General features: G+C 46.0%; 12 protein-coding genes. 4 read left to right on the forward strand and 8 right to left on the reverse strand.

From position 1 onward, the window contains the following. Position 1: 1 nt before the first annotated feature. Both ilvB and ilvD read right to left on the reverse strand, forming a co-directional pair. Positions 2-1978 carry a biosynthetic-type acetolactate synthase large subunit gene (gene ilvB / locus NFR28_RS06665; RefSeq protein WP_251179053.1) on the reverse strand — a complete coding sequence of 659 codons (1977 nt, stop codon included), beginning with the start codon at positions 1976-1978 and terminating at the stop codon, positions 2-4. Next, a complete protein-coding gene (ilvD, locus tag NFR28_RS06670) occupies positions 1975-3669 on the reverse strand; it encodes a dihydroxy-acid dehydratase (RefSeq protein WP_251179054.1) in 1695 nt (564 codons plus the stop codon). Before ilvD ends, ilvB begins: the two co-directional genes overlap by 4 nt. Positions 3670-4211: 542 nt before the next feature. Between ilvD and NFR28_RS06675 the strand changes: the two genes are divergently transcribed. Both NFR28_RS06675 and NFR28_RS06680 read left to right on the forward strand, forming a co-directional pair. Continuing rightward, positions 4212-4511: a hypothetical protein gene (locus NFR28_RS06675; RefSeq protein WP_251179055.1), complete on the forward strand. Its 300-nt coding sequence runs from the start codon at positions 4212-4214 to the stop codon at positions 4509-4511. 39 nt (positions 4512-4550) lie between these two features. Further along, positions 4551-5114 (forward strand): gamma carbonic anhydrase family protein, encoded by a 564-nt coding sequence (locus tag NFR28_RS06680; RefSeq protein WP_251179056.1) that lies wholly within the window; start codon positions 4551-4553, stop codon positions 5112-5114. Here NFR28_RS06680 and NFR28_RS06685 read toward each other — a convergent pair. The 5 genes from NFR28_RS06685 to trxA form a co-directional block, all read right to left on the reverse strand. Beyond that, positions 5054-5938: a purine-nucleoside phosphorylase gene (locus tag NFR28_RS06685; protein WP_251179057.1), complete on the reverse strand. Its 885-nt coding sequence runs from the start codon at positions 5936-5938 to the stop codon at positions 5054-5056. The genes NFR28_RS06680 and NFR28_RS06685 overlap by 61 nt on opposite strands. Before the next feature lie 32 nt (positions 5939-5970). After that, positions 5971-6948 carry a peptide chain release factor N(5)-glutamine methyltransferase gene (gene prmC, locus NFR28_RS06690; protein WP_251179058.1) on the reverse strand — a complete coding sequence of 326 codons (978 nt, stop codon included), beginning with the start codon at positions 6946-6948 and terminating at the stop codon, positions 5971-5973. 1 nt (position 6949) lies between these two features. Then, positions 6950-8032, reverse strand: a complete 1083-nt coding sequence (prfA, locus tag NFR28_RS06695) for a peptide chain release factor 1 (protein ID WP_251179059.1) — start codon at positions 8030-8032, stop codon at positions 6950-6952. Positions 8033-8088: 56 nt separating this feature from the next. Then, positions 8089-9081, reverse strand: coding sequence for a thioredoxin-disulfide reductase (gene trxB / locus NFR28_RS06700; protein WP_251179060.1), 993 nt, complete (start codon positions 9079-9081; stop codon positions 8089-8091). A 141-nt stretch (positions 9082-9222) separates the two neighbouring features. Further along, a complete protein-coding gene (gene trxA / locus NFR28_RS06705; RefSeq protein WP_251179061.1) occupies positions 9223-9534 on the reverse strand; it encodes a thioredoxin in 312 nt (103 codons plus the stop codon). A gap of 220 nt (positions 9535-9754) precedes the next feature. Between trxA and NFR28_RS06710 the strand changes: the two genes are divergently transcribed. After that, entirely contained in the window at positions 9755-10687 is a 933-nt protein-coding gene (locus NFR28_RS06710) for a patatin-like phospholipase family protein (RefSeq protein ID WP_251179062.1), read from the forward strand. Between the two features lie 9 nt (positions 10688-10696). Here the strand turns inward: NFR28_RS06710 and NFR28_RS06715 are convergent, their stop codons facing one another. After that, positions 10697-11647, reverse strand: coding sequence for an ion transporter (locus tag NFR28_RS06715; RefSeq protein ID WP_251179063.1), 951 nt, complete (start codon positions 11645-11647; stop codon positions 10697-10699). Positions 11648-11809: 162 nt separating this feature from the next. Here NFR28_RS06715 and NFR28_RS06720 point away from each other — a divergent pair, with 162 nt between their 5' ends. Continuing rightward, complete coding sequence (locus NFR28_RS06720; RefSeq protein WP_251179064.1) at positions 11810-13261, forward strand: cation:proton antiporter; 1452 nt, start codon at positions 11810-11812, stop codon at positions 13259-13261. The last annotated feature ends 30 nt before the right edge of the window (positions 13262-13291 follow it).

A 13291-nucleotide genomic window follows, 5' to 3' on the forward strand; every position in this document is an offset into this window, starting at 1 on the left:
GCTATTCCTCTCCTGCGTTATTTTGCGGTATTGCTGACATATGCGCGCGTAAAACCTCAGCTGCACTAAGCGCATCCCCTTGCGCTACCGCTTGCGCTACATCTAAACGCTCTTTGACGTCTTCTGGATCTATTTCCCAACGTCCTCCGAATTGCGCATCAATTTTTGAGCAAGGAGACTTTGGCTCTTGCGCGTTAGGCATATCTGTACGAACGGCGCCCACCGCAACGTCAATAGCGCCCATTACATCATCAAGCGCTTTACCAGGAGCTACCATAGGATATACGTTTTGGTCGCGCGAAATAACAACATCAAGCAAGTACGGATCTGGAGATGCCAACATATCAGCAATAGCCTGGTCAATCTGAGAAGGATCATCCACCTGCCTACTCTTCCAGCCATACGCTTCTGCAAGCTTTACAAAGTCAGGACATGCATCAAGCAGCGTAGAAGAATAGCGCTCATGATAAAAAAGCTTTTGCCACTGATGCACCATACCTAGGCAGCGATTATCCATAATGAGCACCTTCACCGGCACCTGATTAATTGCCGCAGTTGCCATCTCTTGACTGTTCATTTGAAAGGAACCGTCTCCCGCTACGCACACAACTGTTTTCTGAGGCTCACCAATTGCAGCCCCGATTGCCGCAGGAAAACCAAAACCCATAGTGCCTAGACCGCCGCTTGATAAAAAGCTGCGCGGCGTTTCTCTGTCAATGAACTGCGATGCCCACATCTGATGCTGACCAACTTCAGTTACCACGATAGAGTTAGCAGGATCTAGCTGATCAGACAACGATGTCATAACAAGTTCCGGAACAATAGTGCCCGCTTCTTCGCCCGCAACTACATGAGGATGATAAAAAGGAAAGCGCTCTTGCCACGCGCGCAACTTTTCAAGCCACTTCTCCGTCTGCGGAAGAGCCTCGGCCTTCTTCAGATTGGATACCAAAGCCCCAACAACACTTCGCGCATCACCAACAATCGGAATTTCAGCATCGCGAATTTTTCCAATTTCAGCAGGGTCAATATCAATATGGATCACTTTTGCTGTTGGCGCAAATTCAGAAACTTTACCCGTTACACGATCCGAAAAACGTGCGCCAATAGCAATAATAAGATCGCTTTCTGTCATGGCAAGGTTTGAATACTTTGCCCCATGCATACCTACTGGCCCTAAATTAAGTGAGTTTGAAGCAGGAAATGCACCTTTGCCCATCAGTGTTGTTACAACAGGGATTTGCATCATATTCGCTAACTCTACAACTTCTTCTGTTGCACCAGAGGCTATCACACCGCCACCAATGTAAAGCACGGGTCGCTTCGCTTCCATGATAGCGCGCATTGCCGCGCGAATTTGCTTAGCATTGCCTTTGTAAGTTGGCTTATAAGAGGGAAGTGAAACGCTATCAGGGTAAACAAAAAGCATCTCCTCTGAAGCCAAATCACTGGGAACGTCTATGAGAACCGGACCAGGGCGTCCTGTGCTTGCAATATGAAACGCCTCGCGAAACGTACGCGTGAGCTCATCGGTTGATTGCAGCAAGAAACTGTGTTTAACCACAGGCATGGTAATACCAACAATGTCAGATTCCTGAAATGAATCAGTACCAATTACTCCACGTGGAACCTGACCGGTTATTATCACCAAAGGCACGCTATCCATATAGGCTGTTGCTATACCTGTCACGGTATTGGTAGCACCTGGGCCACTTGTGACAATAGCTACACCAACGCGTCCTGTTGCACGCGCATATCCATCAGCTTCATGCACTGCACCTTGCTCGTGACGAGCAAGCACGTGATTGATTTGCTGTGAGTCATAGAGTGCATCATAGATCTTTATGGCCTGCCCACCTGGGTAGCCAAATACAGTATCTACGCCTTCAGCTTCAAGCGAGGCAACCACCGCTTGAGCACCATTCATAACTTTGCCCTGTTTTTGAAACGATGGTTTTGTTGCATGCTTCTCACTCATGAAATATATGCCCCCTTATCTGCTGAACTAACCAACTTGGCATACTTCGCCAAAACACCATGATTATGTTTAGGAGGAAGCGGCACAAACTGCTCTTTGCGCCTTTGTAATTCCTCATCACTTACCTGAAGCGTCAGCACGCCCCCTTCAATATCAACTGTGATAATGTCGCCCTCTTCAACAAGTGCAATAGGCCCTCCAGCTGCCGCTTCAGGACTCACGTGTCCCACGGCAGGTCCTTTTGTGGCACCCGAGAACCTTCCATCGGTAATCAAAGCTACTGAAGTAGACAACCCCATGCCAACAATTGCCGAGGTTGGCGTAAGCATTTCACGCATACCAGGGCCCCCCTTGGGTCCTTCATAGCGAATTACCACTACCTCTCCCGGATTAATGCCTCCTGAAGTAATGCACTCACATGCCTCTTCCTCAGAGTTAAAAACACGCGCACGACCCGTATGACACATCATTGACGGATCAACTGCAGCTTTTTTAACAATAGCGCCATCAGGAGCAAGATTGCCATGAAGTACACGCAGCGCACCTTGCTTTGAATAAGGGTCGGTGTGTGTTTTGCATACTTCTCCATCAGCGCTTATCCCCTGGTGATCTAATAGATCCAGATAATCTGTCATAGGTCCCATGCAAGTGAGAGCATCTCTTCTTATCAATCCAGCACGATCAAGCTCACGCATAACAACCGGCACCCCGCCAACCTCATACAAGTCTGAAAGTGGTCGCGGACCAGAAGGTTGCAGTTTCACCAAGTGCGGAGTTCGCGCACTTGCTGCATCCCAATCATCCATAGATATGGGAAACCCTGCAGCTTGAGCTATAGCAGTAAGATGAAGTACGGTATTAGTAGAACCGCCAAACGCCATATCGCATTCCATGGCATTTTCAATTGCAGCAGGCGTAATGATGTCTTTGATAGTTATGTTTTGCTCAAGAAGTTCCATGACCTTCATTCCAGCATGCTTCGCAAGGCGAATGCGTTCTGAATATACCGCTGGAATAGTTCCATTTCCTGGAAGCGCAATACCAAGCGCCTCACACAGACAATTCATAGAATTTGCTGTAAACATACCCGAGCAAGAACCGCAGGTTGGACAGGCGGTATCTTCGTAATACTTCAATTCAGATTCATTCATGGTGCCTGCAACAACTTTACCTGCACCGTCAAATAGAGTATTAAGATCAGTAGTTGGTCCGCATCCTCCCTTTTGTTTGCCTGCAAGCATCGGGCCGCCCGATACAAAAACAGTGGGAATGTTAACGCGCAATGCTCCCAAAATCATACCGGGAATAATCTTGTCGCAGTTAGGAATACAAACCATTGCGTCAAACGCATGTCCTTGTACAGCACATTCAACACTATCCGCAATCACTTCACGCGATACCAACGAATAATGCATGCCGTCATGGTTCATAGCAATGCCATCACAAACGCCAATTGTTGAGATTTCAAACGGCACGCCGCCAGCTATATAAATGCCAGCTTTAACTGCCTCTGCAATCTTGTCGAGATTATTATGACCAGGAATTATGTCATTGCGGGAGTTAATAACAGCAACAAAAGGCCGCTTCATTTCTTCATCGGTTATACCGTCGGCTTTTAGAAGTGACCTATGTGGAGCACGAGCAACACCTAAACGTATTGCATCGCTTCTCATTGCACGTTCTATTTCCATGAACGCCATCCTTTCGCGTCGGTTTATGCCACAAAAAAACCTGGTTGCAAGCTGCACCAGGACAAAGACACGAAAGAAAGTGCATGCAACTACACGCCTGCTACAACTTGCAGCTGCATATCTTTTCGACGGTAACGGTGTCGCCGGTTTAGCTTACTTGCATATGTGACGTTCAGGGGGTGACCTTAACGTCACATTGGTTCAGTCTAAACTGCTCAGAGGTGGCATTCGGGTCGCCCATTGCTAACTTCCACCAACCGTTAGCTCTCTTGCTTGAATGGGTTAGCCCCTACTTTTCCTCGTCATCGCATTTATGACATATGTTATTAGTACACGAAGTATACGTCTGAACCCAAAGATGATTATGAAATAAGTTCAGTTTTTACGCGAACGCAACAATTTAAAAGATTACGGAAGCTTAACCAACAATCATCATGCACAACAACTCAGTTACATGATGTTTTCAATAACCTTGCCGCGAAGTGCTTTGTTATTCACTCCCGCCTACACTAACAAGAAACGAGTAAATCGAGGAGGCCACCATGAGCGCCACGGTACAAACTCATTCCCATAAGAACTACCCGCGCAACCCTCATGTTCGACCCGCGACAGCACATACAACCGTTGCCCCTACACATACCCACACTACACACTACGACATAACCGAAGATACTCATCCGCGCTTATCGGATATTAACGAAAGCATACTTTTGCGTACCTTATTAGGAATTGCTCTCGCATTTCTGCTTTGCATAGCACTATGGCTTTTGCTGTTCTTTGGTATATCACAAGGATCCGTTGAGACAACACAAGCAAATGAAGCGCAGTCTCTCAGCATATAATTCTTGACGAACTGTTCGCCTACCTCAACGGAGTTTCTCATGACCTATTTTGGTGTTTGCCTTGATCCAACCTGTTTTGTAGCTAAAAATGCTACCCTCGTAGGAAATGTAACTATTGGCAAAGAAACGCTCATTCTTTTCAATGCCACGCTTCGTGGGGATTATGGCGCAAAGATCTCTGTGGGCAAACGCTCCAACATTCAAGAAGGATGCTGCTTTCATGTAAGCCCTGATTACGACTGCACAATTGGAGATGGCGTCACTGTCGGGCATGGTGCTATCGTGCACGGTTGCACCGTCGGCAACAATTCACTCATTGGCATGGGCGCAATTGTGCTTGATGGTGCCCATATTGGAAACAATTGTCTGGTAGCAGCTGGTTCTGTTGTTGTTGGAGGCACCCAAGTTCCTGACGGATCACTTGTCATGGGATCTCCTGCTCGCATCAAACGTGCTTTGAGCAATGAAGAGATTGAAGAGCTCATCCAAGATGCGCAAAGCTACACCGAAATTGGCTACCGCCTACATGATGAAGGTATCGTCTATCGCGGTGACACCGTACCAAATGATGCGCCCTCCATTGCCCTTTCTCGCTCAATATGAGACAAAACACCTTCCAATAGTGCGTAAAAATCATCTACACGAGCAGCACCCACATCTTGTACCTCAAGATCATTTGGGTTAGCTCCCTCAATACCACAGCCCATATTCGTAATAAGAGAGACACCTATTACCTTCATACCAGCTGCACGTGCCGCAATTACCTCTTCGCAAACACTCATAGCTACGCTATCCGCACCCAAAACTTGCAGCATTCTAATCTCGGCTGGCGTTTCAAAACTTGGACCTAACAGTCCTGCATAAACACCCGTCTGCAGGGAAATATTGCGTTTCAAAGCAACCTCTTGTGTAACAGTTTGCAAAGCAGGGTCAAACGCCTCAAACATGCTCACAAATCGGTCGTATATTTGTGCTGGTTCAGCTGCTGCTAAAGGATTTCTTCCCGTAAGATTTATTTGGTCTTTCATGAGACAAAAGTCTCCAACCGCATAATTCACATTAAGTGCGCCAGCAGCATTCGACGTAATCAAAAGTGGTATGTCAAGATGCGCCGCAACCCAGACGGGGTAAGCTACCTCTTGAGCACTATATCCTTCATAACCATGCAAACGCCCCTGCATGACAAGCACATGACATCCCGCAAGTTTCCCACTCACAAACTGACCAACATGCCCTGCTGCAGTTGAAACACACATTCCCTCAACTTCGGCATATGAAAGCGTCTGTGTCTCTTGCAATTTATCCGCAATAGCATTTAGCCCCGAACCTAAAATAATGAGCGCTTCATAATCAATATGACCGAAATGCTGGCGAAGCTGTGCTGCGGCAGCATGTAATTGCTGCTCAAGATGATTTTGGGCATGCATAATAGGAGTCTCCTTAGATGTGCTTACACAACTCAATGTTGAGGCTTGTGCCCGATTAACAAACGGTTGCGGCCTGTCAAATCTTGCACGATAGCCACCTGCTCAAACCCATTATCTTGCGCTAAGTCACGCGCTGCATAAAGCGCATCTTCGTGCAATTCAAACACAAACGCTGCACCAGGCTTGAGTGCATCTTGAGCAAAGGGCAATAATCTTCGCAATACATCGTTTCCGTCTTGCCCACCATCAAGTGCAAGAATAGGCTCGAAATCTGTCACTTCCCGAGAAATTGTTTGCAATACTGCTCGGGGAATATAGGGCGGATTTGAAACAATCAAATCAAATCTCCCCATGAGTGGTTCTCTTTCAGCAGACGCTTGCTTATCTGCTGCCAAAATCGGATCACCAAGATCTCCCTCAAGCACACGAATGCGATTATCCAGATCACACTTCGCAACATTTTTCCGGGCTAGTGTTACTGCTTGCGGAGATATATCTGTTGCCACAACATGAACAAGTGGATGTTCGTAGGCTAAGGAACAGGCTATGCATCCACTTCCTGTGCCTATATCGGCAACAAGCAATTTATCGGGTACCTGAGGCGATTCTGCAGCATCTACCAAAGCCGCTTCTTCTTCTGTGGCCACTACCTCATCATGAGCGCGAGGACGAACCGGCTGAGGAAGCAACTTCAAAGCTTCACTTACCAAAACTTCAGTTTCAGGACGCGGAATGAGTACGCCAGGAGTAATTGATAAGACAAGATGACGAAATGCCACCTCACCAGTAATGTATTGTAATGGTGTTCCCTGAGCGCGTTGAGCTACAAACTCATGCAAGACATTGCGTTCAGATTGTGTGAGAGGTCGATCAAAGTTTACATAGAGCTCAATACGCGACAAGCTCGTTGCTTTAGATATGAGCCACTCAGCAGATAGCCGAGGATTCTCATCACCTTTACGATCAAGGTAGCCAACCGTCCAATCAAGCGCTGCTTTGATCGTCCACATGCTATACGGCTGCTTCCAGTTTTTGTGCTCTGTCAGCAGCTTGAAGTGCTGTTATGAGTTCAGCAAGACCAGCACCACCCTGACCAAGCAAAACACCATTATAGGTTCCGTTGTATCCAATGCGATGATCGGTCACGCGATCTTGAGGACCATTATAGGTACGAATTTTCTCTGCACGATCACCAGAGCCAATCTGAGCGAGGCGTTCAGCACCTTCGGCAGCTTGTTGTTCGGCGAGCATCTTTTCGTATAGACGCGCACGCAATACAGCCATAGCAGCAATCTTATTCTGCAATTGAGATTTCTGATCTTGTGATTGCACAACTAGTCCAGAAGGAATATGTGTGATACGCACCGCAGAGTCAGTCGTATTAACGCACTGACCGCCCGGACCGCCTGCGCGATACACATCAATACGAAGATCGTTTTCATTGATATCAACTTCTACCTCATCAGCTTCCGGGAGCACAGCTACCGTAGCAGTTGAAGTATGGATGCGTCCTTGGCTTTCTGTTTTAGGAACTCGCTGAACACGATGAACGCCAGACTCGAATTTCATGACTGAATAAACTTTGTCACCGGTGACCTTAAAGGAGATTTCTTTATAGCCACCAGCCTCAGATGCCGAGACATCTAACGTTTCAGTTTTCCATCCTTGCGCGGAGGCAAAGCGCTCATACATACGATACAGATCACCTGCAAAAATAGCTGCTTCATCTCCACCAGCAGCAGCGCGAATCTCAACAATAATGTCTTTTTCGTCGGCTGGATCTGCAGGGATCAACATAAACTTGATCTCTTCTTCAAGTTCAGGCAGCTTAGCTTCAATGCTTGCAATTTCTTCTTGAGCAAACTCTTTCGTATCTGCATCTGCAAGCATTTCTTTTGCAGCTTCCAAATCATCAACAGCACTCACATACTCTTGAGCTTTATGAGCAAGAGGCCCTTGATTAGCATATTCTTTAGCTAAGCGATTGTATTCTTTTTGATTCGACAGCACGTCAGGATCGCCCATTTTAGCCTGAAGCGACTCATATGCCTCAATAATCTTGACAAGCTTTTCGCGCATATCGTTATCTTGCATGTTATTTTCCTTTTAGCTCAGCGTAAATTTGCGACTCTAAAGTATAGCAGAGCTCACTAATCTATACCATGCAGGGGAAGGGTTGCAAGATATTCGGCAGCATCTTCAGCCACTATCGCACCATCACCTATAGCTGTGGCCACCTGTCGCAAGCTTTTGGTACGCACGTCTCCTGCTGCATAAACACCGGGCAGATCTGTTTTGCCAAACTCATCAGTTTGCACATAGCCCGAAGCATCTAAAGACACACTATCTTTCAAGAATTCAGAGTTTGGTTCGTTTCCTACTGCAATAAAGAGTCCCGATAACGGAATGCTGATCATCTCATGCTCATGCGTGCGCTCCACGCGAATTCCCGCCAATTTACCATCCTCGGCAATAAGCTGGCGAACTTCAGCATTCCACAGAATGTCTACGTTTGGAAGCTCAGAGAGCCGATCATTATAGATTGCTGTCGCACGCAACGTATCACGACGATGAATGAGATACACCTTCTTGCAGATACGCGAAAGATAAATCGCATCAGCCACGGCAGTGTTTCCCCCGCCAACTACAGCAACAACCTTGTCTTTAAAGAAATTGCCATCGCACGTTGCGCAGTACGAAACACCTCTACCCTGAAGATCTGCTTCAAGTGGCAACCCCAGTTTGCGTGCGCGTGCACCACTCGCGATTATAACGGCGTTTGCCTCATAACTCCCAAATGAGGTTTTTATCACCTTTGGAGTACGCGAAAAATCAACGCCGATGACTTCTTCGCCTATATAACCAGCGCCAAATACCTCAGCTTGCTGTTTCATAGCATACGCTAACTCAAAACCGTTAACCCCTTCAGGGAATCCTGGATAGTTCTCAACCATCTCTGTTTGAGCAAGTTGACCACCAAAGCCAATACGTTCAAACATAACAGCATCTAACCCGGCTCTTGCAGCATAAAGGGCAGCTGTCATTCCAGCAGGGCCGGCGCCAATAATGGCAACTCCCAACGTATTTGCCTCAGCAGCCATTTTTGCTGCCTCAGACTCTGGAATATAATTCAGTTGATCCATGACGTCTTCCTTTACCACGCGCAACCCTACACCTATGCTATCGCTGAAGAGTTATAAACAACGGCGCCGGTCACCCGACGCCGCTTTGTGCACTGTAATAGCCTACATGCTCATGAGACACATGCACACTGAGACAAATAGTTAAGCAAGCATTGAAAGAAGTGTTTGTTTTGGCTGAATACCAACTGCTTGTTTAACAGGCTGACCGTTCTTAAAGACAATAAGCGTTGGAACGCTCATAACGCCATACGCTTGCGCAATATCAGGACTTTGATCAATATCAAGCTTATAGACGCTTGCTTTGCCAGCCACCTCACCACGCACTTCATCAATGGTCGGTGCAAGCATCTTGCACGGTCCGCACCATGTAGCAAAAAAATCAACAAGCACAGGCTCAGTTGCCTCTAATACTTTGTGTGCAAAGTCATTTGAACTAATTACTTCGGTTGCCATACAATAGCCTCCTTGAAACTATAGCCCTTTTGATTATTCACATAATCGCAGCTTATCGCCGATGGTTCCACATCAAAGTATTGTAGAACGGTCAGCTTTTATAAATTGTCCCACAAATGGTATTGTTACCAAACAGAGACACACATTATGCTCTTTGGTAACACAACAAAATCCAAACGCTATAATAGCGTTCAAACAAATGTACCAAAGGAAGAACAGCATGCTAGAAGATTTTGCTACCACCACCTTACCTCCTGCTTGGGAAAATAGTTCTATAACCAACGCCAATCTCGTCCTTGAAGGCGGTGCTATGCGTGGTCAATTCACTGCAGGAGTACTTGATTATTTCATGGAGCATAAGCTTATCTGTAAACGCGTCATTGGCGTTTCAGCAGGTGCCCTTTGTGGCTATAACTATGTAGCTGGCGAAATTGGAAGAACGTGCGTCATCAACACCACTTTTTGCACTGATCCGCGCTATCTTTCACTTCAAAGCTACGTGCGCACAGGAAACGCCATGGGAAGAAATTTCTCATTTAATGAAATTCCAAATGAACTCTACCCTTTTAACTATGAGAATTTCAACAACTCTCCGATTGAACTTATTACCGTTGCAAGCAATCTAGAAACGGGTGAAGCAGATTATCATGAATTTCATGACGCCGAAGCAGATCTTGATTATCTTATTGCATCCTCATCAATGCCACTTGTCAGTCAAATTGTTGAAGTTGATGGAAAACTGCTTCTAGATGGTGGCACCTGCGATTCTGTGCCACTCGGCTATTCACTTATTACTGATGCACCTAAACATATTGTCGTGCTCACCCAAGACGCAGGTTGTACCAAAGGCTCAAACAAATTGATGGCACTCATGATGCAGCGATACCACAAGTACCCCTACTATGTTGAGCGTCTCCAAAACCGCCATTTTGACTACAATCGCATCTATAGAGCATTGCCGAAACTCCATGATCAAGGGAGTATCTTTGTAATCAGGCCGCCTGAACCTGTGACTGTCAGTTCCATGGAAAAAGATCCTGAAAAATTATTTGCACTTTGGGAGCAAGGATACCAAAGTGCAGCTGCTGCCTGGCCCGCCTTACAAGCTTATCTCGCACAAGATGTTGTTCCTGTTATTCCAACCCCTGCTTAGAGAATGACCTTACGTCTGATCTTTACTGTCGCTTTTTTCATCATTTTCCGAAGCGGCGTTAGAATCAGTTAGGTTGTTTTTGGCAGACTCTTGAAGCTCATTATCTCGCTTATCGAGCGATCTAGTTATCTTGCGAACATTAGCGTTTTGATACTCTGCAACAAAACCTGCAGAGAAAATACCTCCAGGTATTGCCACGACAGCAACTGATAACAGCATAATGATTGAACCGATAAGACGTCCTATAGGCGTTATTGGTACAAGATCCCCATAGCCAGTTCCCGTAATAGTTGTAACAGCCCAATACATTCCAGTTAAAAGATTGGTGAACTTATCTGGTTGGGCATAATGTTCAGCCTGATACATCAATACACTTGATATAAGAATCAACAGGAAGATCACCATAAAAGCGGCAGCAATTTCGTGCTTGCGCATCACCAGCACACGACCAATAGTACGTAAGCCTCGCATATAACGCGAAATCTTAATAACACGAACAAGACGCACTAAGTCAATAATCGTGCGTAGAGTTTCATCCATAGGAACGAACCAACCAATCATGGAAGGCAAAAACGCAAGTAAATCAACGATGCCCAGCGGAGAAATAATGTAGCGTATGCGCGCCTGAAACGGTGTGCAGTTACCATATGCCAGATCAGCAATCCAAATGCGAGCAAAATACTCAATGGCAAAGCAAAGTGCCGAAAATGCAAAAAAGATTTTGATGACATAGCTCGTGACAGGGTCAAGCCCTGGTTGCGCAGACAAAAAGACCACAATGGCATTCAAGAGAATCAAAACAAACAGAAAATACCCTATAAATTTGGGAAAAGGTTTTGCGGCATGCGGATTTTCAAGAGCATAAAATGCCTCGCGCTTACTAAGCGATACATGAGATGAGCTGATCGTGTGACGTATTCGCCGTAAGCCATATGATCGTTTTTTCTTCTTATTTGTCACGTCAAATAATCCTTAGCACAACGTTACTTAATCTGCGTAACTTGAAACACACATGCGCTCAACAACTCTCTTTCAAAGCACATATCTAGCCGCTTTTGTCTTATCATCTGCCATTATATAACTCATATACACAGTGAAAATTTACGGGAAAGAGTCGAATTAATGACCGTCGATCTCATATCACTTGCAACGATTTGTATTGTGGCATTTCTGTGCCCCTTAATCGTGCAGTCTATTCCTGGAAGACCTTTGTCTGAGACGGTATTTTTGCTCATTGTGGGCGCAATTCTTGGTCCTTACCTTATAGGCTGGATTCAAACGACTGCATCTATTTCGCTTTTGTCAGACCTTGGTCTTGCGTTTTTGTTTCTGCTCGCAGGCTATGAAATCAATCCCCACAATTTGACAGGTCATGAAGGCAAGCGCGGTCTTGTAACCTGGTTTTTAACGCTTGCCCTTGCCTTTCTTGTTGTTGTCATTTGGCCAACCTTCTCCGCACGACACATTGATGGCATTGCGGTTGCTATTGCTCTTACCACAACAGCACTTGGAACTTTGCTTCCTATTCTGCAGGAACGCCACCTCCTTAATACGCGCATTGGCGACTCAGTTCTTGCATACGGTACGTGGGGAGAACTATGTCCGGTGATTGCCATGACGCTTCTTCTCTCTACGCGCGCAAGTTGGCAAACCATACTGATTCTCATAGGTTTTATTGCAATTGCTGTCATTGCGGGAGTCGTACCTAAACATGCCCGCATGGCTGGTAGCAAGCTTTTTGGTTTTATTGAACGCAATGCCAACACGAATTCTCAAATGATGGTACGCGGCGTAATCATGCTTCTTGTTTGTTTGACTGCATTGTCGGCAGTATTTAAGCTCGACATTGTGCTGGGTGCTTTTGCTGCCGGCTTTGTGCTTCGCTATATTATCGTGGACGACAACCCCATTCTTGAGACAAAACTCACATCGCTTTCGTACGGGTTTTTTATTCCGCTTTTCTTCATTGTTTCTGGCGCAAAAATTGACATGAGCGCCATCGCAGAACAACCTTTGTTACTCATAGAGTTTATTGTTCTTTTGCTCTTTGTTCGCACGCTTCCAATCTTTATAGCACTCACTACCGACAAAGAGTCAGAACCACTTACCATCAACGAACGCATAACAGTTGCGCTCTATTGCACCACAGCACTCCCCCTTATCGTCGCAGTCACCACCGTTGCGGTAAACGCTGGAGCAATGAGTCAAACTACTGCGTCTGTTTTAGTTGCTGCAGGCGGCATTACTGTGCTTATCATGCCAATACTTGCTCAACTGGTCATGCGCACTATTAACGCGCAACCCTTGCAAGCTGCTAAGCAAATTGCAGCAAACCCAAAAGCCACCCCTGCCATTATTCGCAAACACCGTGATCTCGAGCGAAGCATGTATCAGCAAGAACGCGATTTACGACGCAAGCATCTTCGCGAAGCAGCAATTGCGCGTGGCAAACAACTTGGTCTTACTGATCATCAAATTTCGCAATTAATCATTAATAGTAAAAACTATGACACGAATACCGCAGTTACCTCGTCGCATAACATTACCTCAGATACAACAAATGATGATCGTTGAGGAAATCGCTAACAACATAGCAACAAGAAA

Origin of the sequence: Adlercreutzia agrestimuris (assembly GCF_943193125.1) — a bacterium.
GTDB classification, from domain to species: domain Bacteria; phylum Actinomycetota; class Coriobacteriia; order Coriobacteriales; family Eggerthellaceae; genus Xiamenia; species Xiamenia agrestimuris.